This is a genomic window from Variovorax sp. M-6, assembly GCF_052114385.1.
Taxonomy (GTDB): domain Bacteria; phylum Pseudomonadota; class Gammaproteobacteria; order Burkholderiales; family Burkholderiaceae_C; genus Variovorax.
The window spans coordinates 285,500-309,370 of sequence record NZ_JBFREQ010000001.1 but is presented as its reverse complement, the minus strand read 5'-3'; the positions used below and the strand labels follow the sequence as shown (position 1 = coordinate 309,370).

Annotated in this window: 23 protein-coding genes; 13 read left to right on the top strand and 10 right to left on the bottom strand. The window is 68.8% G+C overall.

Annotation, left to right across the window (positions count from 1 at the left end):
* Window positions 1-28 precede the first annotated feature (28 nt).
* Window positions 29-1,321 carry a Zn-dependent hydrolase gene (locus tag AB4Z46_RS01530; protein ID WP_442281704.1) on the top strand — a complete coding sequence of 431 codons (1,293 nt, stop codon included), beginning with the start codon at window positions 29-31 and terminating at the stop codon, window positions 1,319-1,321.
* Window positions 1,318-2,790 (top strand): M81 family metallopeptidase, encoded by a 1,473-nt coding sequence (locus AB4Z46_RS01525; RefSeq protein ID WP_442281703.1) that lies wholly within the window; start codon window positions 1,318-1,320, stop codon window positions 2,788-2,790. The genes AB4Z46_RS01530 and AB4Z46_RS01525 overlap by 4 nt, the downstream gene beginning before the upstream one ends.
* A gap of 19 nt (window positions 2,791-2,809) precedes the next feature.
* On the opposite strand, the gene AB4Z46_RS01520 is transcribed toward AB4Z46_RS01525, so the two are convergent.
* Entirely contained in the window at window positions 2,810-3,925 is a 1,116-nt protein-coding gene (locus AB4Z46_RS01520; RefSeq protein WP_442281702.1) for a substrate-binding domain-containing protein, read from the bottom strand.
* Between the two features lie 126 nt (window positions 3,926-4,051).
* On the opposite strand from AB4Z46_RS01520, the gene AB4Z46_RS01515 reads away from it, so the two are divergent.
* Genes AB4Z46_RS01515 through AB4Z46_RS01500 form a run of 4 tightly spaced genes read left to right on the top strand, consistent with a single transcriptional unit; the run spans window position 4,052 to window position 7,173 of the window.
* On the top strand, window positions 4,052-4,801 hold the full coding sequence (locus tag AB4Z46_RS01515) for an ABC transporter permease (RefSeq protein ID WP_442281701.1): 750 nt from the start codon (window positions 4,052-4,054) through the stop codon (window positions 4,799-4,801).
* Entirely contained in the window at window positions 4,798-5,517 is a 720-nt protein-coding gene (locus tag AB4Z46_RS01510; RefSeq protein WP_442281700.1) for an ABC transporter ATP-binding protein, read from the top strand. The genes AB4Z46_RS01515 and AB4Z46_RS01510 overlap by 4 nt, the downstream gene beginning before the upstream one ends.
* Complete coding sequence (locus AB4Z46_RS01505; RefSeq protein WP_442281699.1) at window positions 5,514-6,359, top strand: substrate-binding domain-containing protein; 846 nt, start codon at window positions 5,514-5,516, stop codon at window positions 6,357-6,359. Before AB4Z46_RS01510 ends, AB4Z46_RS01505 begins: the two co-directional genes overlap by 4 nt.
* A 13-nt stretch (window positions 6,360-6,372) precedes the next feature.
* Complete coding sequence (locus tag AB4Z46_RS01500) at window positions 6,373-7,173, top strand: extracellular solute-binding protein (RefSeq protein ID WP_442281698.1); 801 nt, start codon at window positions 6,373-6,375, stop codon at window positions 7,171-7,173.
* A gap of 3 nt (window positions 7,174-7,176) precedes the next feature.
* On the opposite strand, the gene AB4Z46_RS01495 is transcribed toward AB4Z46_RS01500, so the two are convergent.
* On the bottom strand, window positions 7,177-7,980 hold the full coding sequence (locus tag AB4Z46_RS01495) for a plasmid replication/partition related protein (RefSeq protein ID WP_442281697.1): 804 nt from the start codon (window positions 7,978-7,980) through the stop codon (window positions 7,177-7,179).
* A gap of 44 nt (window positions 7,981-8,024) precedes the next feature.
* The gene (locus tag AB4Z46_RS01490; RefSeq protein ID WP_442281696.1) at window positions 8,025-8,492 is read right to left on the bottom strand and encodes a winged helix-turn-helix transcriptional regulator; all 468 of its coding nucleotides are present in this window, start codon (window positions 8,490-8,492) and stop codon (window positions 8,025-8,027) included.
* A 129-nt stretch (window positions 8,493-8,621) separates the two neighbouring features.
* On the opposite strand from AB4Z46_RS01490, the gene AB4Z46_RS01485 reads away from it, so the two are divergent.
* Window positions 8,622-9,932, top strand: a complete 1,311-nt coding sequence (locus AB4Z46_RS01485) for a D-amino acid dehydrogenase (protein ID WP_442281695.1) — start codon at window positions 8,622-8,624, stop codon at window positions 9,930-9,932.
* Between the two features lie 19 nt (window positions 9,933-9,951).
* On the opposite strand, the gene AB4Z46_RS01480 is transcribed toward AB4Z46_RS01485, so the two are convergent.
* From AB4Z46_RS01480 to AB4Z46_RS01465, 4 genes are all read right to left on the bottom strand, one after another.
* Window positions 9,952-11,082, bottom strand: coding sequence for a 2-aminoethylphosphonate--pyruvate transaminase (locus AB4Z46_RS01480; protein ID WP_442281694.1), 1,131 nt, complete (start codon window positions 11,080-11,082; stop codon window positions 9,952-9,954).
* Window positions 11,083-11,127: 45 nt separating this feature from the next.
* Window positions 11,128-12,861 carry a putative 2-aminoethylphosphonate ABC transporter permease subunit gene (locus AB4Z46_RS01475; protein ID WP_442281693.1) on the bottom strand — a complete coding sequence of 578 codons (1,734 nt, stop codon included), beginning with the start codon at window positions 12,859-12,861 and terminating at the stop codon, window positions 11,128-11,130.
* A complete protein-coding gene (locus tag AB4Z46_RS01470) occupies window positions 12,858-13,988 on the bottom strand; it encodes a putative 2-aminoethylphosphonate ABC transporter ATP-binding protein (RefSeq protein WP_442281692.1) in 1,131 nt (376 codons plus the stop codon). Before AB4Z46_RS01470 ends, AB4Z46_RS01475 begins: the two co-directional genes overlap by 4 nt.
* A 133-nt stretch (window positions 13,989-14,121) precedes the next feature.
* On the bottom strand, window positions 14,122-15,168 hold the full coding sequence (locus AB4Z46_RS01465; RefSeq protein WP_442281691.1) for a putative 2-aminoethylphosphonate ABC transporter substrate-binding protein: 1,047 nt from the start codon (window positions 15,166-15,168) through the stop codon (window positions 14,122-14,124).
* A 139-nt stretch (window positions 15,169-15,307) separates the two neighbouring features.
* Here AB4Z46_RS01465 and AB4Z46_RS01460 point away from each other — a divergent pair, with 139 nt between their 5' ends.
* From AB4Z46_RS01460 to AB4Z46_RS01435, 6 genes are all read left to right on the top strand, one after another.
* Window positions 15,308-16,036: a phosphonate utilization associated transcriptional regulator gene (locus AB4Z46_RS01460; protein ID WP_442281690.1), complete on the top strand. Its 729-nt coding sequence runs from the start codon at window positions 15,308-15,310 to the stop codon at window positions 16,034-16,036.
* 1 nt (window position 16,037) lies between these two features.
* Window positions 16,038-17,264, top strand: coding sequence for a phosphonoacetate hydrolase (gene phnA / locus AB4Z46_RS01455; protein WP_442281689.1), 1,227 nt, complete (start codon window positions 16,038-16,040; stop codon window positions 17,262-17,264).
* 19 nt (window positions 17,265-17,283) lie between these two features.
* Window positions 17,284-18,732 carry a phosphonoacetaldehyde dehydrogenase gene (gene phnY / locus AB4Z46_RS01450; RefSeq protein ID WP_442281688.1) on the top strand — a complete coding sequence of 483 codons (1,449 nt, stop codon included), beginning with the start codon at window positions 17,284-17,286 and terminating at the stop codon, window positions 18,730-18,732.
* 2 nt (window positions 18,733-18,734) lie between these two features.
* Window positions 18,735-19,301, top strand: a complete 567-nt coding sequence (locus AB4Z46_RS01445) for a phosphonate degradation HD-domain oxygenase (RefSeq protein ID WP_442281687.1) — start codon at window positions 18,735-18,737, stop codon at window positions 19,299-19,301.
* Window positions 19,302-19,303: 2 nt separating this feature from the next.
* Window positions 19,304-20,692, top strand: a complete 1,389-nt coding sequence (locus tag AB4Z46_RS01440) for an FAD-dependent oxidoreductase (protein ID WP_442281686.1) — start codon at window positions 19,304-19,306, stop codon at window positions 20,690-20,692.
* A 136-nt stretch (window positions 20,693-20,828) separates the two neighbouring features.
* Window positions 20,829-21,206 (top strand): nuclear transport factor 2 family protein, encoded by a 378-nt coding sequence (locus AB4Z46_RS01435; protein WP_442281685.1) that lies wholly within the window; start codon window positions 20,829-20,831, stop codon window positions 21,204-21,206.
* Window positions 21,207-21,327: 121 nt separating this feature from the next.
* Here the strand turns inward: AB4Z46_RS01435 and modC are convergent, their stop codons facing one another.
* The 3 genes from modC to modA are packed head-to-tail and all read right to left on the bottom strand — an operon-like array spanning window position 21,328 to window position 23,865.
* Window positions 21,328-22,419 carry a molybdenum ABC transporter ATP-binding protein gene (gene modC / locus AB4Z46_RS01430; protein WP_442281684.1) on the bottom strand — a complete coding sequence of 364 codons (1,092 nt, stop codon included), beginning with the start codon at window positions 22,417-22,419 and terminating at the stop codon, window positions 21,328-21,330.
* Window positions 22,416-23,090, bottom strand: a complete 675-nt coding sequence (modB, locus tag AB4Z46_RS01425; protein WP_442281683.1) for a molybdate ABC transporter permease subunit — start codon at window positions 23,088-23,090, stop codon at window positions 22,416-22,418. Before modB ends, modC begins: the two co-directional genes overlap by 4 nt.
* A 13-nt stretch (window positions 23,091-23,103) precedes the next feature.
* Complete coding sequence (gene modA / locus AB4Z46_RS01420; protein WP_442281682.1) at window positions 23,104-23,865, bottom strand: molybdate ABC transporter substrate-binding protein; 762 nt, start codon at window positions 23,863-23,865, stop codon at window positions 23,104-23,106.
* Between the last annotated feature and the right edge of the window lie 6 nt (window positions 23,866-23,871).

The window sequence follows — 23,871 nt, the reverse complement described above, 5'->3', positions numbered from 1 at the left end:
ATCCGCCCCGCATCCTTTTCGCAAAGCCATGACTACCTCCCCCGAACTTTCCCCCGTGTCCGGCGCACCGGACGTGCGCGATCTGCGCGTCGACGGCCGGCGTCTCTGGAATTCGCTGATGCAGCTCGCCGAGCTCGGCGCCACCGAGAAGGGCGGCGTCTGCCGCATCGCGCTGACCGACCTCGACCGGCAGGGCCGCGACCTCTTCTCGCGCTGGGCTCGCGAGGCCGGCTGCGAGCTGCGCGTGGACGCCATCGGCAACATCTTCGCGCGCCGTGCCGGACGCAACAACGCGCTGCCGCCGGTCACGACCGGCAGCCATATCGACACCCAGCCCACGGGCGGCAAGTTCGACGGCAACTACGGCGTGCTCGCGGGGCTCGAGGTGATCCGCAGCCTCAACGATGCGCAGGTCGTCACCGAAGCGCCGCTGGAGGTGGCGGTGTGGACCAACGAGGAAGGCTCGCGCTTCGTGCCGGTGATGATGGGCTCGGGCGTCTTCGCCGGCGCCTTCACGCTCGAGCACGCGCTCGCGCAGCGCGACAACGAAGGCACCAGCGTGGCCGATGCGCTGGCCGCCATCGGCTATGCCGGCCCGGCTCAAGCATCGGCGGCCGCCTCCCCCGTGGGTGCGTACTTCGAAGCGCACATCGAGCAAGGACCGGTGCTCGAAGCCAACGAGCGCGTGATCGGCGTGGTCGAGGGCGCGCTCGGGCAGCGCTGGTACGACGTGGTGGTGCAGGGCATGGAAGCGCATGCCGGCCCCACCCCGATGGAGCTTCGGCGCGATGCGCTGCTGGCCGCTTCCGAGCTGGTGGTCGAGGTCAACCGCATCGCGCTCGCGCAGGCGCCGCATGGGCGCGGCACCGTCGGCTGGATCGATGCCTACCCGAACTCGCGCAACGTGATCCCGGGCAGGGTGCGGCTCAGCGTCGACCTGCGCGCGGCCGACGACACCGTGCTGCTGGCCATGGACGCGGCGCTCAAGCAAGCGACGCAACGCATCGGCGCGCTGCACAAGGTGGACATCGGCGTCGAACAGGTGGTGTACTTCCCGCCGCAGGCCTTTGCGCCGGCGCTGGTTTCGGCCGTGCGCGAAGCCGCGCAGCAGCAGGGCATGACCTGGATGAATGTGATCAGCGGCGCCGGCCACGACGCGGTGTACCTGGCGCGCGTCTGCCCGGCCGCGATGATCTTCGTGCCTTGCCTTGACGGCATCAGCCACAACGAGATCGAAGACGCGCAGCCCGACCACCTGGAGGCCGGCTGCAATGTGCTGATGCAGGCGATGCTGCAAAGCGCGGGGGTGGTGGCATCGTGAAAGTCCTGATCGCCCGGCTCAATCACGAGACCAACACCTTCTCGCCGGTGCCCACGCCGCTGGCCGCCTTCGGGCCCGACGGCCCGACCTTCGGCGAGCAGGCCTATCGCGACAACAAGGGCATGCGCACCGCGATGTCGGCCTTCATCGACCTTGCCGAGCAGGCGGGTGCGACGCTGGTCACGCCGGTGTCCGCGTCGGCCAACCCCAGCGGGCCGGTCGATGCGCAGGCCTACACCACCTTGTGCCAGAGCATCCTCGATGCCGCGCCGGGTTGCGATGCGATCCTGCTCGACCTGCACGGCGCGATGGTGGCGCAGAACAGCGTGGACGGCGAAGGCGACCTGCTCGCGCGGCTGCGCGCCGCGGCACCCCGTGTGCCGATCGGCGTGGCGCTCGACCTGCATGCCAACGTGACGGCGGCGATGGTCTGCAACGCGGACGTGATCGTCGGCTTCAAGACCTATCCACACGTCGACATGTACGAGACCGGCGAGCATGCGGGCCGCCTGCTGCTGGACCTGCTCGCCGGGCGGAGCCGACCCGCGATGCGGTGGCACCCGCTCCCTCTGATGGCCCATACGCTGCGAAGCGCTTCCTTCACCGGTGCGATGCAGCGCGCGATCGAAGCGGCGCGCGAAGCCGAAAAGGCCGAATCGCTCGCGGTGTCGATCTTCGCGGGCTTCTCGCTGTCCGACATCGAGGCGCCCTGCATGAGCGTGGTGGTGGTCGATGCGCAATCGCCCGAGCGCGCCCAGGCCACGGCCGATCGCATCGCGGCGCAGATGTGGAGCGAGCGCGAAGCTTTCGTCTACCGCAGCGAGCCCCTGGCGACATCGATCGCGCGCGCCAGGGAGATCGCGCAGGGCGCGACGCGCCCGGTGCTGCTGCTCGACCATGGCGACAACTGCATGTCCGGCGGCAGCTGCGACACCATGGACGTGCTGCAGGAAGCGCTAGCCCAGGGACTCGACGGCATCGGCGTCGGGCCGCTGTGCGATCCGCAGGCCGTAAGCGAACTCATCGCGGCGGGCGAGGGCGCGACGGTGACCGTGGCGCTCGGCAACAAGGTGTCGCTCGCAGGCATCGGCCTCGCGAAGACGCCGCTGAAACTGACGGGCACGGTGCGCACCATCGGCAACGGCGAGTACGTGATCACCGGCCCGACCTACACCGGCCAGCGCGCCAGCATGGGCCGCACGGTGCTGTTCGACATCGGCGCCGCGCGGATCGTCGTCACGGAGCGCACACAGGAACCCTGGGACATCGGTGTCTTCGAATGCGCGGGCCTCGATCCGCGCAGCGAACGCTTTCTGCTGCTCAAGTCGCGCATGTACTGCCGGCCGGTGTTCGAGCCGCTGTCCGCCGCGCTGATCGAGTGCGACAGCCCGGGGGTGACGAGCTCGGACTATCGGCTGTTTCCGTTCTCCAAGGTGCGGCGCCCGGTCTTCCCGCTCGATCCCGCCTGAGCGGGCACGCGGGCCGGGGCTACGCCTTTGCGCTCGAGTGGGATTTTTTCGGCTTGAAGCTCCACCACGGCAGCAGCGTGCTCAGCGACTCCACCTCGCCGCTGCTGGCACTCTCGTAGCCCGGCAGGGTGCCGAGCTGGTGCTGCCAGGCGGCACCGCGCAGCAGCACCAGCAGGGCCTGGATGGCAGGCTGTTCGAGCGCCGATTTGAGGCAGGCCAGGTGGTAGCGCTCCTGCACCAGCGGCACGAAGCCCAGGCCCGCGCCGAGCGCCGCCGATTCGATCCCGAGCGCCGCATCGGCCTCGCCGGCCGCCACCGCATGCGCGGCGGCCGCGTGCGAGGGCTCGTGCCGCGCATAGCCGTCGATGGCGTCGGCCGCCAGGCCGTCGCGCTCCAGCAGTTCGTCGAGCAGCACCCGCGTGCCGGTGCCGATCGACCGGTTCACGTAGCGGGCCCGGCGGGCCGCGACGTCGGCCAGGTTCTTCAAGCCGAGCGGATTGCCGGGCGCGACGATCAGACCCTGGGTGCGGCGCGCGAAGCCGATGATCTTGTGCAGTCCGGGCTTGAGCAGCGGCTTGTAGGTGCGCTGCGCGAGCGACCCGGTCGGTGGCCGCTCCAGCGTGTGGAAGCCCGCCATCACGCAGCGCCCCTGGTTCAGCGCGCTGATCGCATCCACGCTGCCGGTGAAGCGGATGTCGAGCTGCAGCCGGGCGGTGGCCGCGGCGTGCGCGCGCAGCAGCACCAGCGCATCGTCGTGGCTGGCGTGCAGGCTCAGCACGTGCGTGCTGTCGTCGAAGGCGAGCGCGAAGGCGCGTTCGAGGTCGGCATGCAGCGCCTCGATCTGCGGCGCCAGCCGGGCCTGGGCCTGGCGCTCGGCCCACAGCAGCTTGTCGCCGAATTCGGAGAGCTGGGCCGAGCGGCCCTGGTCGCCGGTCACCAGCGGATGCCCCAGCGTCTGTTCCCAGCGCTTGAGTTCGCCCCAGACGTGGCGGTACGAATAGCCCACGGCCCGTGCGGCGGCCGAGATCGACCCGTGTTCGCGCACCGCGTGCAGCAGCTCCATCAGCGGGTTGCGGATCAGCGTCCGGCCGTGGCGGCGCGGTGCGATGGCGTAGGAGAGTTCGATCTGTTGCACGAGGGAAGGGGAGCAGAGAGGAGCGCAGAGGATTATGCAGAGCCGGCCTGCCACCTATGCAAGTGATTGCATAGGTTGGCGGCGCCCGTCTGCCCATACTGCTGCGCTTCCCGCTCCACGCCCCGCATGAACACCTTCGCCGACAGCGCCGCTGCCGCCTGGCACCTCGTCGTCTCCGCCGACCCCTTGCTGCTCGCCATCGTCGGCCGCTCGCTGGCGGTCAGTGCAACGGCCTGCGTGCTGGCCTGCGGCTTCGGCCTGCTGCTGGGCGCCTGGCTTGCGGTGGCGCGCTTTCCGGGGCGCGGCCTGCTGCTGACGCTGCTCAACACGCTGCTGGCGCTGCCCTCGGTGGTGGTGGGCCTGGTGATCTACCTGCTGCTCTCGCGCTCGGGTCCGCTGGGCTTCCTGGGCTGGCTGTTCTCGTTCAAGGCGATGGTGCTGGCGCAGACCATCCTCGTGCTGCCGGTGGTCACGGCACTGACGCGCCAGACCATCGAGGATGCCGACCGCGCCCACGGCGAGCAGTTGCGCTCGCTCGGCGCCGGCAACTTCGTGCGTTCGCTGCTGCTGGTGGCCGACGAGCGCTATGCGCTGATCACCGTGGTGATCGCCGCCTTCGGCCGCGCGGTGTCGGAAGTCGGCGCGGTGATGATCGTCGGCGGCAACATCGACGGCTTCACGCGCGTGATGACCACCGCGATCGCGCTCGAAACCAGCAAGGGCGACCTGCCGCTGGCGCTGGCGCTGGGCCTGGTGCTGCTGGCCGTGGTGCTGGTGCTCAACCTGGCGATCGCGGCCGTGCGCGGCTGGCGCGAGCGGGTCGACGGCGGCATGGCCGAGGCGGCTGCCGCGCGGCGGCTGGAAGTTGCGCAATGAGCCGAACGGCCATGGCGCCGGCCCCGGGCACGCCGCTGTTCAGCCTGCATGCGGTCGAAGTGCGCTTCGGCCAGGTGCAGGCGCTGGCGGCCACCCACCTGGCCATCCATGCCGGCGAGCGGGTCGCGCTGATCGGCGCCAACGGCAGCGGCAAGAGCAGCCTGCTGCGGATGCTGCATGGCCTGGTGCCGCATGCGGCAGGCGTCTTCGTGAGCCGGGTGCCGCGCAAGGCGCAGGCCATGCTGTTCCAGCGTCCGCACATGCTGCGTGCCAGCGTGCGCAACAACGTCGCGCTGGCGCTCTGGCTGCACGGCGCGCCGTGGCGCCTGGCGCAGCGCGAGGCCGTGGCGGCGCTGAGAAGGGTCGGCCTGGCCGAGCTCGAAGGCCGCAATGCGCGCACGCTGTCGGGCGGCCAGCAGCAGCGCATGGCGCTCGCGCGGGCCTGGGCGCTGCACCCGGACGTGCTGCTGCTCGACGAGCCGACCGCCAGCCTCGACCCGACCGCCAAGCGCGAGGTCGAGGCCCTGATCGCCGAGGCCGCGCAGGGCCGCACGCTGGTGTTCGCCAGCCACAACCTCGGCCAGGTCAAGCGCCTCGCGAGCCGCGTCATCTACCTGGAGCACGGCCGCGTGCTGGCCGACCTTCCGGTCCAGGATTTCTTCGGCGGCCCCTTGCCCGCCGAAGCCCGTCTGTTTGTCAAAGGAGAACTGGTATGAAGTCGTTCAATCTGTCCCGCAGCCTGCTGTCGATGCTGGGCGCGGTGGTCGTCGCGGCGAGCGCGCTGGCGGCCCACGCGGAGACCCTCACCATGGCCTCGACCACCTCGACCGAGCAGTCGGGCCTGTTCTCGCACCTGCTGCCGGCCTTCAAGCAGGCCAGCGGCATCGACGTCAAGGTGGTCGCCGTCGGCACCGGCCAGGCGATCGACATGGCCAAGCGCGGCGATGCCGACGTGCTGTTCGTGCACGACACGGCGGCCGAGGAGAAGTTCGTCGCCGAGGGCTTCGCCGCCAGGCGCTTCCCGGTGATGTACAACGACTTCGTGCTGGTCGGGCCCAAGGGCGATCCGGCCGGCGTCATGGGCCGGGACATCGTCGCGGCGCTGAAGAAGATCGCCGCATCGAACGCGCCCTTCGTCTCGCGCGGCGACAAGAGCGGCACCGACGCCGCCGAGCGCCGGCTGTGGTCGCAGACCGGCATCGGCGAGGCCGGCCAGCCGCTGGCGAACGACAGGAAGGGCACGGGCTACAAGGAGTGCGGCTGCGGCATGGGCCCGGCGCTCAACATCGCGGCGTCGAGCGCCGCCTACGTGCTGGCCGACCGCGGCACCTGGCTCAGCTTCAAGAACCGCGCCGATCTCGCGGTGCTGGTGGAGGGCGACAAGCGCCTGTTCAACCAGTACGGCGTGATGGTGGTGAGCCCGACCAGGTTTCCCAATCTCAACAGCGCAGGCGCGCAGAAGTTCGTCGACTGGGTGATCTCGCCCGTGGGCCAGTCGACCATCGCAGCCTACAAGATCGGTGGCGAGCAGCTCTTTTTCCCCAACGCCACGCCCTGAGATGCTGCGCGCCATGATTCTTGCCACAGCATTCGCTGCGAGTGGGCCGCCGGCGGCAGCTGCCGATGCGGCCGCGATCAGCGTCTTCGCGGCCGGCAGCCTGCGCGCGCCGATCACGCAAGCCGCGCAGGCCTTCGAAGAGGCCCACCCCGGTACGCGCGTCATGCTGACCTTCGGCGCCTCGGGCCTGCTGCGCGACCGCATCGCGGCCGGCGAGAGGGTCGATGTGTTCGCCTCGGCCAACATGGCGCATCCGCAGTCGCTGGGCGCGGCCGGCGGCTGGGGGCCGACGCGCGCCTTCGCCCGCAATGCGCTGTGCGCGCTGGCGCGGCCCGGCCTCGCGGTGACGCCCGGCACGCTGGTGCAGGCGATGCTCGATCCGGCGATCAAGCTGGGCACCTCGACGCCCAGGGCCGATCCCTCGGGCGACTACGCCTTCGCGCTGTTCGAGCGCGTGGAGCGCAGCGCCGCGGCGCCTGCGGGATCGGCCCGGGTGCTTGCGGCCAAGGCGCTGCAACTGACCGGCGGGCCCGACTCGCCGCCACCGCCGGCGGGGCGCAACGTCTACGGCATGCTGGTTGCGAGCGGGCAGGCCGACCTGTTCCTCACCTATTGCACCAACGCGGTGGTCGCCATCGCCGAGCAGCCGGACCTGCAGCGCATCGAGGTGCCGTCGGCCATCCAGGTGAGCGCCGAGTACGGGCTCGCAGTGCGCAAGGACGCAGCGCCCGCGGCGCAGGCATTCGTGGATGACCTGCTGGGCGGCGCCGGCCAGCGCGCCTTGCGCGAGGCCGGCTTCCTGGCGCCCCGGTAGGCTTCAAGCCTCGGCTGCTTGCAGCAACGCGTGCAATGCGGCCACCTGGCGGCGCAGATCGTCGTTTTCGGCGGTCAGTTCGGCCACGCGCTGCTTGAGTTGTGCGACGGCGTCCTCTTCCCCGGGGGCCTCGCCCGCGGCCGGCTCCGCGCGCACCGGGCGACGGGCTTCACGCACCCGCTTGGCCGCCTGCTTGAGTTCGTCCTTGCCGCCGTTGGCGGCGGCCACCTGTTCTTCGGCCGGCAGGCTGGCCACGGCCGCCGCGGCGTTGATCGAGATCGTGCCGGACTTGACGGCGGCCACCAGCTCGGGCGCCGCCTGCTTCTGGATCTTCTCGATCATCACCACCTGGCTGCTGCTCAGGCGCGCCGCCTTGGCGATGGCTTCGCGGCTGTTCAGCGGCGCGGGCGGCGGCAGTGCCGGGTCGGCATCGAAGGGCGGATCGTCGGCGGCATCGGCAGGCGCTGCGGACGCGCGGGCCTGTCGTCCGGCCACGATCTCCTTCTTGCGCAGCGCCAGCACGCCGCGCAGGAAGTCCGAGACGCTGCGCCGGCCCAGGTGCTGGTCGATCATCCACAGGTGCACGTCCTCGAGCGACTGGAAGCGCGTGTTCTGCACCGTCTGGAACGGCAGGCCGTGCTTCTGGCAGATGCCGTAGCGGTTGTGGCCGTCCACCAGCACCTCGCCCCACAGCACCAGGGCGTCGCGGCAGCCCTCGGTCAGGATGCTGCGTTCCAGCGCTTCGTATTCCTCCGGGGTCAGGGGGTCGATATAGGATTTCAGGTCTTCGTTGACGACGATGTTCATGGAGGCAGGGTTCGGGGACGAGGGGCGGGATTCTAGGTGCAGGGTCAGCGGTCCATCGGCAGGTAGAGGCCTTCCTTGACTTCTTCCATCACGATGTAGCTGCGCGACTCGGCCGTCACGGGCAGCTTCTTCAACAGGTCGCCCAGCAGGTTGCGGTAGTCGCTCATGGCGCGCAGCCGCGCCTTGATGAGGTAGTCGAAGCCCCCGGACACCAGATGGCACTCCATCACCTCGGGCACGTGCAGCAGCTCCTGGCGCACCTTGTCGAAGACGTCGCCGGACTTGGACGACAACGTGATCTCGACGAACACCAGCAGCGTCTTGCCGACCGCCTGCGGATCGAGGCGCGCGTGGTAGCCGGTGATCACGCCCTCGCGTTCCATGCGCCGCACGCGCTCGGAACAGGGCGAGGTCGACAGGCCGATCTGCTCGGCCAGGTCGGTCATCGAGATGCGGCCCTGGCGCTGCAGGATGTCGAGGATTTTCCGGTCGGTGCGGTCGAGTTCGGTCATTTCACTCCTTGCGCCCCGTTGGAGGCTAGGCGGCAGCTGAAAACACTGTTGTTTGGCATTATTTCAGTGGAGTTTACCGGTAGTGAATTCATAACATTGACTCCTTTCCTGCTCTCTTGGGGTTTGGCGATGAAAGTGATCGTTTTGGGCGGCGGCGTGATCGGCGTGACGACCGCGTATTACCTGGCGCGCAATGGCGCCGAGGTCACCTTGATCGACCGCCAGGGTGGCCCGGCGCAGGAAACCAGCTTTGCCAACGCGGGCCAGGTGTCGCCCGGCTATTCCACGCCGTGGGCCGCGCCGGGCATCCCGCTCAAGGCCCTGAAGTGGATGTTCCAGAAGCACGCGCCGCTCGCGATCCGGCCCGACGGCTCGCTGTTCCAGCTGCGCTGGATGGCGCAGATGCTGAAGAACTGCTCGCCCGAACGCTACGCGCTCAACAAGGAACGCATGATGCGCGTGGCCGAGTACAGCCGCGATTGCCTGCGTGAGCTGCGCGTCGAGACCGGCATCCGCTACGAGCAGCGCACGCAGGGCACGCTGCAGCTGTTCCGCAGCCAGGCCCAGCTCGACGCCGTGCAGCGCGACCTCGCCGTGCTCGAGGAGTGCGGCGTGCCCTACACCCTGCTCGACCGCAGCCAGCTTGCGACGGTCGAGCCGGCCCTGGCCCGCACCGGCGACCTGCTGGCCGGCGGCCTGCATCTGCCCAACGACGAAACCGGGGACTGCAACCTGTTCACGCAGGGGCTGGCCGCGATCGCGCGCGGGCTCGGCGTCGACTTCCGCTTCAATCAACCGGTGGAGGGCCTGGTGACCGAAGGCGGCCGCATCACCGGCGTGCGCCTGGGCGGCGCCGCCAACGAGGTGCTCACCGCCGACCGCTACGTGCTGGCCTTCGGCAGCTATTCGCGCGACTTCATCGCGCCGCTGGGCCTGGACATCCCGGTGTATCCGGTCAAGGGCTATTCGCTGACCGTGCCGCTGGTCGACGCCTCGCTGGCGCCGCAGTCCACGGTGCTCGACGAGACCTACAAGGTGGCGGTCACGCGCTTCGACGATCGCATCCGGGTCGGCGGCATGGCCGAGCTGGGCGGCTTCGACCTGCGGCTGAATCCGCGCCGGCGCGAGACGCTGGAGCGCGTCATCACCGACCTGTTCCCCTGCGGCGACCTGCCGCGCGCCACCTTCTGGACCGGCCTGCGGCCCATGACGCCGGACAGCACGCCGATCGTCGGCCCGACGCGCTACGGCAACCTGTTCCTCAACACCGGCCACGGCACCCTCGGCTGGACCATGGCCTGCGGTTCGGGCAAGCTGGTGGCCGACGAGGTCATGGGTCGGCGTCCCGACATCCGCACCGACGGGCTGGCCGTCGATCGCTACCAGCCGGCGGTCTCGGGCCAGCGCGGCACCGGCCGGCCGGCCGGCGTTCCGGCCTGAACCGCGACCGGCCCGGCCCTCAGGCCAGCGCCGGCGCCGACACCTGCCGGATCCCCATCGCCTTGAGCGTGTCGGCGATCGCCGCGACCGCGCCCGGAATGCCGGCCTCGCCGAAGTGGCCCATGCAGCCGACGCGGAAGGTTTCCACCTGCGTCAGCTTGCCCGGGTAGAGGATGTAGCCGCGCTTCTTGACCTCCTGGTAGAAGGTCTTGAAGTCGTACTTCGGATCGTCCGGCGCGTGGAAGGTGACGATGATCGGCGCCTGCAGCGCCGGGTCGAGGTAGGTGCGGAAACCCTGCGCCGCGAGTCCCGCGATCAGGGTCTTGCAATTGCGCGCGTAGCGGCCGCCGCGCGCCTCGAGCCCGCCTTCCTCGAGGTACTGCGCGATGGCTTCGTCGAGCGCGGCCACCACGTGGGTCGGGGGCGTGAAGCGCCACTGCGTCGTCTTCTCCATGTACACCCACTGGTCGTACAGATCCATGGCGAGCGAGTGGCAGTTGCCTTCGCACTTCTCGAGGGTGCTGCGCCTGACGATCACGAAGCCCATGCCGGGCACGCCTTCCAGGCACTTGCCGGAGGCCGCGATGACGGCATCGAAAGGCGTCTTGCGCGCATCGATGTCGAGCGCGCCGAACGAGCTCATCGCGTCGACGATCAGTCCGCGGCCATGCCTGGCCGCCACCAGCGCGACCTCGTGCAGCGGGTTGAGCACGCCGGTGCCGGTCTCGCAGTGGACCAGCGCGACGTGGGTGATCGTCGGGTCCGCGGCCAGCGCGCGGTCGACGTCGGCAGCCAGCACCTGCTTGTCCTCGGTGTAGTCGATGGTCGTCAGCTTGCGGCCCAGCACCTTGCAGATGCGGGCGATGCGCTGACAGTAGGCGCCGTTGTTCGGCACCAGCACATGGCCGTTGCGCGGAACCAGGGTGCCGAGGGCCGCTTCCACCGAGAAGGTGCCGCTGCCCTGCAGCGGAACGCACTCGTGCGTGCCCTCGCCGTGAACGATGCGCAGCACCTGCTGGCGGATGCGCGCGGTGATCTGGTTGAAGTCGGAATCCCACGATCCCCAGTCGCGCAGCATGGCCGCCCGCGTCCGGTCGGAGGTGGTCAGCGGGCCGGGGGTGAGAAGGATCGGGTGTGAGGCTTGGCTCATGGTGTCTCCAGGTGAGGGAAGGTCCGGATGAAGGCGAAGGGAGCGTCAGGCACGTTGCAGGTTGCGCCAGGCCTGGGTGCGGGCGAGCATCACGCGCGTGAGCAGCGCATAGGCCACGCAGACGATGGCCGAGGTGACGACGATCAGGCTGGCGAGCGCCGCGGCCGGACCGATGTCGCCGGCTTCGTCCAGATGCATGATCGCGACCGACGCGAGGATGGTCTCGGGCGAGTACAGGAAGATCGCGCAGGACAGGCTGGCCATCGAGACGACGAAGTAGTAGCGGCCGATGTCCAGGATGGCGGGCAGGCAGACCGGCACCGTGACGCGCAGGAAGGTCTTGAAGAAGGGCACCTTGAGCGAGGCGGACACGGCTTCGAATTCGTTGTCGATCTGCTTGAGTGCGGTGACCGCGGTCAGGTGGCTCGAGGTGTAGTAGTGGACGATCGTCGACATGATCAGGATCGCCATCGTCTGGTAGAGGAAGTTGAGCGGGTTGGCCGGATGATTGAAGAACATCACGTAGCCCAGGCCCAGCACCAGACCGGGCACCGCCATCGACAGCACCGCCATCAGGTGCATCGCGCGCCGCATCAGGCCGAGGTTGCGCGTCTTCTCGATCAGGTAGGCCCCCACGAAGACGATCAGCGAGCCGCCGATCGCGGTGGAGATCGCGAGAACCAGGCTGTTCGTGTAGGCCGCCGCCATGTCGCTGTCGACCAGCGCGAAGTGATAGTGCTTGAGCGTGAACGACAGGTTGTAGGGCCAGAGCGTGATCAGCGAGGTGTAGACCGCCATGCCGATCGTGGCCAGCAGCAGCGTGCAAACCCCCACGCAGAACAGCGCCAGCAGCGTATCGGCCAGGCGGCGCGGCTTGGGGCTGAACGGCACCGAGCGCGCGGTCAGCTGCGCCTTCAGCTTGCGCCGCACCGTGTAGTCGATGGCGAACGAGAGGATGGACGGCACCAGCAGCAGCAGGCCGACCACCGCGCCCATCGAGAAGTTGTGCTGGCCGACCACCTGCTTGAACACGTCCACCGACAGCACGTTGAAATTGCCGCCGATCACCTTCGGCGCGCCGAAGTCGCTGATGACGTAGGTGAACACCACCGTGGCGGCGCTGATCAGTCCGTACTTGCTGGAGGGCAGGGTGATCGTCGTGAACTGCCGCCAGGCGGGCGTGCGCAGCGCCGTCGCCGCTTCGTAGAGCCGCCCGTCGGCCAGCGAGAGCGCGGTGACGAGGATCATCAGCGCGTGGGGGAAGGTGTTGTAGACCTCGGCCAGGATGATCCCGGGCGCGCCATAGATCGAGGCACTGCCGAGCAGGAACTTGAGCGCGCCCTGGTTGCCGAACCATTGCACGAAGGAGATGGCCGAGAGCAGCGACGGCGCCAGCAAGGGGATCAGCGCAATCAGCCGGAAGCTGGCCTTGAAGGGCGTGGGCAGGCAGCTGCGCGTCAGCGCGTAGGCGCAGACGAAGGCCGCGGGTACCGAGATCAGCACCACCACGGTCGAGACCCAGATCGAGTTCCAGGCCGCGCGCATCAGGCTCGGGGTCTGGAAGTAGGTGATGAAGTGGGCGAGGCCGACGAAGCGGCCGTCCTTGCCCAGCACGGCGTTGACCAGGATCGAGAACAGCGGCGCGATCAGGAAGACGAACAGCATCGCCATCACGGCGAGCAGCACGGCGCGGGCGATCAGCTCGTCGCGGCTCCAGCGCGGGCCGGCGCGGCGAGCCCAGGCGGCACCGGCCGGATGAACGCGTGCCAGTGTGTTCATTGCGACGTCTTCCTGTCGCAGAAAGCCCGGATGCGGTTCGCGCGCAGCGCGATGTCGATGCGGTTGCCTTCACGGATATCGAGGTCGTGCAGCTGGTTGAGCGAGAAGTGCAGGCCCAGGCTCTGGCCGTGCAGGGCGTCGGCGGTGACCTCCGCGATGCACAGGCCGCCGAGGAACTCGACCTTGGTGACCAGTGCGCTCAGGCGGTTGGGCGTGTCGGGCCCCAGGTGCTCGGCGATGCGATCTTCCGGCCGCAGGTAGAGGTTCACGGCGTCGCCGGGCACGAAGCCGCTGTCGCAGGCGTCGCACTGCAGCTCCATGTCGCCGACGCGGAAGAGGTTGCCGCCCAGTGCGTGGCCGCGCAGCACGTTGACCTTGCCGACGAAATCGGCGACGAAAGGCGTGGCGGGCCGCTCGTAGATGTCCATGGGCGTGCCGACCTGTTCGATGACGCCGTGGTTCATGACCACGATGCGATCGGCCATCGACAGCGCCTCCTCCTGGTCGTGCGTGACCATGATGGTGGTGATGCCGACCTGCTTCTGCAGCCGGCGGATCTCTCCGCGCAGGCGGATCCGCTCCAGCGCGTCGAGCGCCGACAGCGGCTCGTCCAGCAGCAGCAGGCCCGGCCGCGTGGCCAGCGCGCGTGCCAGCGCGACGCRCTGCTGCTGGCCGCCCGAGAGCTGGCTCGGATACTTCGTCCCCGAGGTCGGCAGGCCCACCAGCGTGAGAAGCTCGTCGACGCGCGCCTTGATCTCCGCCTTCCTGGCCTTGCCGTTGACCAGGCCGTAGCCCACGTTGTCGGCGATGGTCAGGTTGGGGAAGAGGGCGTAGGACTGGAACACGATGCCGTAGTCGCGCTGGTCGGGCGGCAGCCAGGAGACATCCCGCCCGTTCTGCAGGATCTGTCCCGAGGTCTGCGTCTCCAGCCCCGCGATGATGCGCAGCAAGGTGGTCTTTCCGCAGCCGGAAGGGCCGAGAAAGCACAGCATCTCGCCGGCCTTCACGCGCAGATGCACGTCGCGCAGGGCGCTGAAGGATTCGAAGTCCTTGCGGATGCCGACGACTTCCAGCGCGGCGGTGGCTTGCAGTTCGTCTGCGATGAACTTGGCGGCGGTCATATCCATTTTCGGTAACTCCGGGACGCACGGAACGCGAACCCCTGCCAGGAACACCGCGGAACCGGCTTTGCCGGGCCGCTGGTGTTGCCCCCGGTAGGGGGTGGGCGGCTACACGAAGTGAGCCAACCTGGGGGTGCGTCTAATTGCTTTTTGCTTCGGCCTTGCCTTCGTAGCGCTTGCTCCACTCGGCCAGGATGCGCTCGCGGTTCTTCGCCGCCCAGTTGATGTCGTTCTTGGCCAGCAGCTTTTCGTAGTTCTCGGGAATGCCTTCGAGCTTCTTGGCCACCCCCGGGTAGGCGACCACCGCCCACCAGTTGGCGGTGATCTGGTTGGCTTCCTTGCTGGCCATCCAGTCGGCCAGGCGCTTGGCCTGCTCCATCTTCTTGCTGGTCTTCATGAGGCCGGTGGCCTCGATGTCCCAGCCCAGTCCTTCCTTCGGAAAGACCAGCTCGACCGGCGCGCCCGACTTCATGACCTGGTGGGCCCGGAACTCGAAGGAGATGCCGATCGGAAACTCGCCGGCGCCGGCTTGCTTGCAGGGCTTGGAGCCGGAGTGCACGTACTGCGCGATGTTCTCGTGCAGCGCGTCCATGTACTTCCACCCCTCGGCTTCGCCCCACATCTGCAGCCACGCGGCGACGTCGAGATAGCCGGTGCCGCTGGAGGCCGGATGCGGCATCACGATCGCCCCCTTGTAGATGGGCTTGGTCAGGTCCTTCCAGCTCTCGGGCTTGGGCAGGCCGCGCTTCTTCGCCTCGACCGTGTTGAAGCAGAGGGTGGCCGCCCAGACATCCATGCCGACCCAGGCGGGCGGCCGCTTGCTGTCCGAATACTCGGGCGACAGCTCCTTGAAGCCCTTCGGCTCGTAGGCCACCAGCATGCCTTCCTGTTCCAGCAGGGCCAGGCTGCTGGCGGCGACGCCGGCCACCACGTCGGCCTGGGGATTGGCCTTCTCGGCCAGCAGCTTGGCGGTCACGATGCCGGTGGAGTCGCGCACCCACTTGATCTCGATGTCCGGGTTGGCCTTCTCGAAGCCGTCCTTGTAGAGCTTCATCGCATCGGTTTCGAGCGCGGTGTAGACCAGCAGGGAGGTTTTTTGCTGTGCCAGCGCGGCGCCGGCGGCGACGCCCAGCACCACGGCGCACAGCGCCATGGCGAGGCGGCTCGTGCTCTTTCTTGCGTTCATCGTTCACTCCTGTAGAGGGGATTGGCTTGTCACGCCCGAGCTCGTTGCCTCGCGTCGGTGAATCCAATGTAGAACGTCGATTGATGACTGTCAATAAAAAATTGTTGACAGTTTGCAATCCAGAGCCAAGAATACAGCCATGCAAACGAACAAATCGACCGCGGCGCTGGCGTTCCTGCAATCCAGCTCGCTTCCGATGCTGGTGCAGGAAGAAATCGAACGGCTCATCATGACGGGCGAGCTGGCCGTCGGCAGCCGCATCAACGAAAGCGAGCTGTCCCTGCGCTTCAACACCAGCCGGGGGCCGGTCCGCGAGGCCCTGCGCGCGCTGGAGGAGGCCGGCCTGGTTCGCAACGAGAAGAACCGCGGGGTCTTCGTGCGCGAGATCGCGTTCGAGGAAGCCGACGAGATCTACGAGCTGCGCGAGGCGCTGGAGGAGATCATCGGCCGGCGCGTCACGCGCGCCATCGCGCCGGATGCGCTCGCTCGCCTCAAGGCCATGCTGGAGCCGATGAAGTCGGCCGCCCAGGCCTCGGACCTGGAGCAGTACGCGCAGCTCAACCTGCAGTTCCACGAAATCCTGCTCGACACCGCGGGCAGCCAGAAGCTGACCGAGACCTACAAGCGCCTGATCAAGGAACTGTCCCTGTTCCGGATGCGCGCGCTCGATGGCGGCGGCGGGCTGCGCGTGTCGGTCGACGAGCACCGCGAGATCGTCGAGGCCATCGCTTCGGGCGATGCCGAGCATGCCGGCCGCGTGATGCGCAAGCACGTGGCCGGGAGCCGCGCGCGAATGCACAAGGCCCTGGGCCGTGCCGACATCGCGCAGTCCGCGTCAACGACTCACTCACCTACCAAGGAAGCTTGAAATGACACCGCAGAGCCTTGAAGTCAACGCCAGGAACTACCGCTGGATGAGCCGCCCCGTGGTGGTGGTCTGCGTCGACGGCTGCGAGCCCGCCTACCTCGACGCCGCGGTGACTGCCGGTGTCGCGCCCTACCTCGGGCGCATCATGAAGACCGGCGCCAATCTGCTGGCCGATTGCGTGGTGCCCTCGTTCACCAACCCGAACAACCTGTCGATCGTCACGGGCGTGCCGCCGGCGGTCCATGGCATCTGCGGCAACTACTTCTTCGACCGCGAGATCGGCGAGGAAGTCATGATGAACGACCCCAAGTACCTGCGCGCCGGCACCGTGCTGGCCGCGTTCGCGGATGCGGGCGCCAAGGTGGCCGTGGTGACCGCGAAGGACAAGCTGCGCAAGCTGCTCGGCCACCGCATGAAGGGGATCTGCTTCTCTTCCGAGAAAGCCGACCAGGTGACGCTGGCCGAGAACGGCATCGACGACGTGCTGGGCCTGGTGCGCATGGAAGTGCCATCGGTGTACAGCGCGGAGTTGTCCGAATTCGTCTTCGCCGCCGGCGTGAAGCTGATGGAGACGCGCCGCCCCGACCTGATGTACCTGTCGACCACCGACTACGTGCAGCACAAGGCCGCGCCGGGCAGCCCGGCCGCCAATGCCTTCTACGGCATGATGGACCGCTACCTGGCGCAGCTCGACGAGCTCGGCGCCACGATCGTGCTGACCGCCGACCATGGCATGAACGACAAGCACGACACGGACGGCAAGCCCAACGTGATCTACCTGCAGGACGTGCTGGACGGCTGGTACGGCGCGGGCAAGGCGCGGGTCATCCTGCCCATCACCGACCCCTACGTCGTCCACCACGGCGCGCTGGGCTCCTTTGCCACCGTCTATGCGCCCGACGAAGCCAGCGCCGGGCAATGGATTGATCGCATCGGGCAGGTGCCCGGCATGGAAGCGGTGCTGTCGCGCGCCGAGGCCGCGCGGCGCTTCGAACTGCCGCCCGACCGCATCGGCGACATCGTCGTCGTCAGCGAGCGCAGCACGGTCATCGGCACTTCCGCCAGCCGGCACGATCTTTCCGCGCTGGAGGTGCCGCTGCGTTCGCATGGCGGCGTGTCCGAGCAGCGCGTGCCGCTGATCTGCAACCGGCCGGTCGTCGGCGTCTCCAGCAGCCGCCGGCTGCGCAACTTCGACGCCCTCGACCTGGCCCTGAACCACGCCCAGTAAATCGTCCGGATCCACCACCATGAACCAGCCCATGCCGAAGCCAGCCGACATCCATTGCGAAGCCTTGCGCATCGCCGGCGAGCGCGTCTATCGCGACGAGGTCATCGAGGTCCGCTATCCCTACACCGGCGAGGTGATCGCCACCTGCCCCAAGGCGACGCTGGAAGACGTGCGGCGCGCCTACCGCATCGCGCGCGACTACAAGCCGACGCTGACGCGCTACGAGCGCTACAAGATCCTGATGCGCGCGGGCGAGATCATCGCCTCGCGCCTCGACGAGATCTCGCGCACGATCACGCTCGAATCCGGCCTGTGCCGCAAGGACTCGCTGTACGAAGTGGGCCGCGCTTCCGATGTGCTGCTGTTCGCCGCCAACCAGGCGCTGGTCGACGACGGCCAGGTGTTCTCCTGCGACCTCACGCACCATGGCAAGAGCCGCAAGGTCTACACGCTGCGCGAGCCGCTGCTGGGCGTCATCACCGCCATCACGCCCTTCAACCATCCGTTGAACCAGGTGATCCACAAGGTGGCGCCGGCCGTCGCGACCAACAACCGGATGGTGCTGAAGCCCAGCGAGAAGACGCCGCTGACCGCCTTCATCCTGGCCGACATCCTGTACGAGGCGGGGCTGCCGCCGCAGATGCTGTCGGTGATCACCGGCGACCCGCGCGAGATCGCCGACGAGATGCTGACCCATCCGGACGTCGACCTCGTGACCTTCACCGGCGGCGTGGCGATCGGCAAGTACATCGCCGGCAAGGCCGTCTACAAGCGGCAGATCCTCGAGCTCGGCGGCAACGACCCGATCATCGTGATGGAAGACGCGGACATCGAGGAGGCCGCCACGCTCGCGGCCAGCGGCTCCTACAAGAACTCGGGCCAGCGCTGCACGGCCGTCAAGCGGATGCTGGTGCACGAAGCCGTGGCGGACCGTTTCGTCGAGTTGCTGGTACAGAAGACCGAGGCGCTGAAGTACGGCGATCCGATGGATCCGGACACGGACATGGGCACCGTGATCGACGAGGCTGCCGCGATCCATTTCGAGGCGGTCGTCAACGAGGCCATCGCGGGCGGCGCCAAGCTGCTGTGCGGTCACGTGCGCCGGGGCGCCCTGTATGCGCCGACGGTCCTCGACCGCGTCGACCCGGAAATGACGGTGGCCAAGCACGAGACCTTCGGCCCGGTGTCGCCGGTGATCCGCTTCGGCAGCATCGAGGAAGCGATCCGGATCTCGAACGGCACGGCCTACGGACTGTCGTCGTCGGTGTGCACCAACCGCCTCGACTACATCACGCGCTTCATCCGCGAGCTCAATGTCGGCTCCGTCAACGTGCGCGAGGTGCCGGGCTACCGGCTCGAGCTCACGCCCTTCGGCGGCATCAAGGACTCGGGCCTGGGCTACAAGGAAGGCGTGCTCGAGGCGATCAAGAGTTTCACCAACAGCAAGACCTATTCGCTCCCCTGGTAGCCATGAGCCTCACCATTTCCGACATCGTCGGCCTGTTCGAATCGAAGGGCGATGCCCAGTACGACGGCGAGCCCGTGACGCAGCTCGAGCACGCGCTGCAGTCCGCGCACCTGGCCGAGCAGGCCGGCGCCGGCAGCGCGCTGATCGCGGCTTCGCTGCTGCACGACCTGGGCCATCTGCTGCACGATTTCGGCGGCACGCCGACGCAGCAGGGGCTGGACGACCTGCATCAATACCGCTGCCTGCCTTTCCTGCGCGCCCTGTTCGGCCCGGCGACGCTGGAGCCGATCCGCCTGCACGTGGATGCCAAGCGCTTCCTGTGCGCGCGCGAGCCAGGCTACCTCGAGGCGCTGTCGCCCGACTCGAAGCGCAGCCTGGCGCTGCAGGGCGGAGTCTTCAGCGACGCGCAGGCGCAGGCCTTCGAGGCCTTGCCTTTTGCCGGCGATGCGGTCGAGTTGCGGCGCTGGGACGACAGCGCGAAGTCGGCCGACGCCGACATGCCCGGTCTCGCGCATTTCGTCCGCCATCTGGAACTCTGCGCCGCCGAGCACCAGCGCGCCGTGGCCTAGCCATGCGGCCCTTCTGGATCGAGCAGGCGCTCTTCAACGACGGCGACCTGGCGCCTGCCTTGCAAGGTGCGCAGCGTGCCGATGTCTGCATCGTCGGCGGCGGCTTCACGGGGCTGTGGACCGCGATCCAGGCCCGGCAGCAGGATCCGTCGCTGGACATCGCGATCATCGAGAGCGACCTCTGCGGCGCCGGCGCCAGCGGGCGCAACGGCGGCTGCCTGCTCACCTGGTCGGCGAAGTTCTTCACCTTGCGACGGCTCTTCGGCGAGGCCGAGGCGATCCGCCTCGTCAAGGCGTCGGAAGCGGTGGTCGACCACATCGCGGCCTTCTGCCGCGCGCACGGCATCGACGCCGAGCTGCGGCAGGACGGCACGCTCTACACCGCGACCTCGCAGGCCCAGATCGGCACCCTCGATCCGGTGATGCGGGCGCTGGAGGACTGCGGCATCCACTCCTACCGCGCGCTGCCGCCCGAAGAGGTGGCGCGTCGCTCGGGTTCGGCGCGCAACCTCGCGGGGGTGTACTCGCCCATCGCCGCCACGGTGCATCCGGGCAAGCTGGTGCGCGGCCTGCGCCGGGCGGCACTTGCCATGGGCATCCGCATCTACGAACGCAGCCCGATGCTGGACTTCAGCCGTGGCCACCCGGCCGTCGTGCGCACGCCTTGCGGCAGCATCGAAGCGAAGAAGCTGGTGCTGGCGCTCAATGCCTGGATGGCGCGCAGCCTGCCGCAGTTCGAGCGCACCATCGCGGTCGTGTCGAGCGACATGGTGATCACGGAAAGATGCCCCGAACTGCTGCGCGAGATCGGCCTCGACAACGGCATTTCGGTGCTCGATTCAAGGACCTTCGTCTACTACTACCGCAGCACGGTCGACGGCCGGGTCATGCTGGGCAAGGGCGGCAATACCTTCGCCTGGGGCGGCCGCATCGCGCCGGTCTTCGACCAGCGTTCGCCTTACGAGGCGGAGCTGACGCACGCACTGCATTCGTTCTTTCCGGCCTTGCGCGAGACGCCGATCACGGCGAGCTGGAACGGTCCGTCGGACCGGTCCGTCACCGGCTTTCCCTTCTTCGGCAAGCTCGATGGCGCGCCCCACATCTGCTATGGCTTCGGCTATTCCGGCAACGGCGTCGGCCCCAGCTACATGGGCGGCCAGATCCTTTCCTCCATGCTGCTGGACCAGGACAACGCGTGGACCCGCAGTCCCTTGACGCAGGGGCCCTTGGGGCACTTCCCGCCGGAACCGATTCGCTATGTCGGCTCCATCGCGGTGCGCAACGCGATCCGCCGGAAAGAGCGCGCGGAAGACGAAGACCGGCAGCCGTGGATCGTGGACCGAATGCTCAGCAAGCTGGCGAACGCGGCCGGCAAGGCCGACAAAGCCTGAGCTGGATTTCGGGCGCCCGCGCCCGACGTGCGCGCGCAGGCCCATGACCTCCCAGGTCATCGACCCGCGGCGCGGTCGGCACGACCATTCGTTCACCCCGCGCTGTTGCGGGTCGTGAACACCGAAAGGAACCGCCATGAACACCGCCACTCCCGAAGCAGCCCGTGTTGCCGAGCACTACATCGCCGTCTGGAACGAGATCGATGCCGAGCGCCGGCTGAAGCTGCTCGAAGCCCACTGGACCGAAGACGCGCGCTATGTCGATCCGCTGATGCAGGGCAGCGGCCGAACGCAGATCAGTGCGCTGGTCGGCGGCGTGCACCAGCGCTTTCCGGGTTTCCGCTTCGCGCTCAAGGGCCAGCCGGACGCGCACGGCGACCAGCTTCGCTTTTCCTGGACCCTCGGGCCGGATGGCGCCGAGGCCCTGATCGAGGGCACCGACTTCGCGCAATTGGCGGGCGGCAGGCTGCGGTCGGTCACCGGCTTTCTGGACAAGGTGCCGGTCGGAGCGTGATGCCAGGCCGTCGCCGGGCCGCCAGCGCGGCGAAGCCCGCGCTTCGCACGGACGGGCGGCCTGCAGCTGCCCCCTTGGGGGGCAGCGAGTACACGCAGTGACGGAGCGTGGGGGCCACGGTTCACTCGACGATCGCCACGCCCTTGACCTGCGCATGGACGCGCATGCCGACGGCCAGCGCCAGCAGATCGGCCGACTTGCGCGTGATGCGCGCCAGCATCCGCGCGCCGCCCACATCGAGGCCGACCATCCGCTGCGCCGGCCCGTCGTCGGCGAGGTCCGCAATCGTCGCCGGCAGGATGTTGAGCACGCTGGTTCCCTCCTGCGGCTGCAGCGTCAGGCTGACATCGCGGGCCTGGATGCGCACACGCACGCGCTGGCCGACGCCGACGCCGCTGTGGGGCAGGCTCAGCGTGCCGCCCGTGAACGCGACCTGGACCAGGCCATAGTCTGCGTCGACGCTCGTCACGACGGCCTCGACCACCGATCCCGCGGCGTCGCCGTGCGCCAGCGGCAGGTCGAGGCGGGTCATCAGTTCATGGGTCGGCCCGCTGGCGATCACGCGCCCGGCGTCCAGCAGCACCAGGTGGTCGGCCAGCCGCGCGACCTCGTCGGCCGAGTGGCTGACGTAGAGCACCGGCATGTCGAGTTCGGCGTGCAGCCGTTCGAGGTAGGGCAGGACCTCGCGCTTGCGTGCCAGGTCGAGCGAGGCCAGCGGCTCGTCCATCAGCAGCAGCTTCGGGCTGGTGGCCAGGGCGCGTGCGATGCCCACGCGCTGGCGCTCGCCGCCCGACAGCGTGTCGGGCCGGCGCGCCAGCAGCGGGCCGATGCCCAGCAGTTCGACCGCCTGCGCGAGCGAGACCCGGCGCAGCGCCGGCGCCACCCGCTTCATCCCGTATTCGAGGTTGCGCCGCACGTCCAGATGGGTGAAGAGCCGCGTCTCCTGGAACACGTAGCCCAGCGGCCGCCGGTGCGTCGGCAGGAAGATGCCTGCGGCGTCGTCCTGCCAGACTTCGCCGTTGACCGAGACCAGGGCGCCCGGCGCGCGCTGCAGCCCCGCGATGGCGCGCAGGCAGGTGGTCTTGCCGCAGCCCGAAGGGCCGGACAGCGCGGTCACGCCGCGGCCGGGCAGGGCCAGGTCGACCTGCAGCGAGAAGGCGGGGAAGTCGACCGCCAGGCGCAGCCGCAGGCCCTCGGAGGTCGGCGCCCTCATCGCCGCCGTCCCGTCGGATTGAGCGCATACAGCGCCAGCAGCACCAGGAACGAGAACACCACCATGCCGGCCGCGAGCCAGTGGGCCTGCGTGTATTCGAGCGCCTCGACGTGGTCGTAGATCTGCACCGAGATCACGCGGGTCTTGTCGGGAATGTTGCCGCCGATCATCAGCACCACGCCGAACTCGCCCACGGTGTGGGCGAAGCCCATCACGATGGCGGTCAGGTAGCCCGGGCGCGCCAGCGGCAGCACCACGCTGAAGAAGGTGTCCAGCGGCGAGGCCCGCAGCGTGGCGGCGGCTTCGAGCGCCGGCTCGCCGATGGCCTCGAAGGCGTTCTGGATCGGCTGCACCACGAAGGGCATCGAATAGACCACCGAGCCGACCACCAGTCCCGCGAAAGTGAAGGGCAGCAGGCCCAGGCCGAGCCATTGGGTCAGCGCGCCGAGCGGCCCGTTGGGCCCCATCGACACCAGGAAATAGAAGCCCAGCACCGAGGGCGGCAGCACCAGCGGCAGCGCCACCATCGCGCCGATCGGACCTTTCCAGGCCGAGCGGGTGCGCGCCAGCCACCAGGCCAGCGGCGTGCCCAGCAGCAGCAGAACCAGCGTGGTGACCGAGGCCAGCTTCAGCGTCAGCGTGACGGCGCCCAGGTCGGCGGCGGTCGGCATCGTCGCGCGGGCCTCAGACGTCGTAGCCGAAGGAGCGGATCACCGTTTTCGCGCCGTCGGTCTTGAGGAACTCCATCAGGGCCGAGGCCGCGGCGTTGTCCCTGGCGCGGCCCAGCAGCACCGCATCCTGGCGGATCGGGCTGTGCAGCTCGGCCGGCACGACCCAGGCCGAGCCGTTCTTGATCTTGCCGCCTTCCCAGACCTGCGACAGCGCCACGAAGCCGAGCTCCGCGTTGCCGGTGGAGATGAAGCTGTAGGTCTGGCCGATGCTCTCGCCCTGCACGAACTTCGGTTCGAGCTGGGCCAGCAGGCCGAGCCGCGTGATCGTCTGCACCGCGGCCGCGCCGTAGGGCGCCAGCTTGGGCGCGGCGAGCGCGAGGTGGGCGAACTTGCCCGTGCGCAGCACCTCGCCCTTGCCGTCGACCAGTTCGGGATTCGCGGACCACAGCACCAGCTTGCCGGTGGCATAGGTGAAGCGGCTGCCGGCCACCGTGGCACCGTCCTTGTCGAGCCGGGCCGGCGTCTCGTCGTCGGCGGCCAGAAACACGTCGAAGGGCGCGCCGCCCTGGATCTGGGCGTAGAACTTGCCGGTGGCGCCGGAGGACAGCACTGCCTTGTGGCCGGTCGCCTTCTCGAAATCGGCGGCCAGCACCTTCATCGGTCCGAAGAAGTTGGCCGCGACGGCCACCTGCACTTCGCCCGCATGGCTGCAGAGCGAGAAGCAGAAGGCGAGGAGGCCGGCGGCGATCAGGCGGGGGGAGCGGCTGGTTTTCATGGCGGT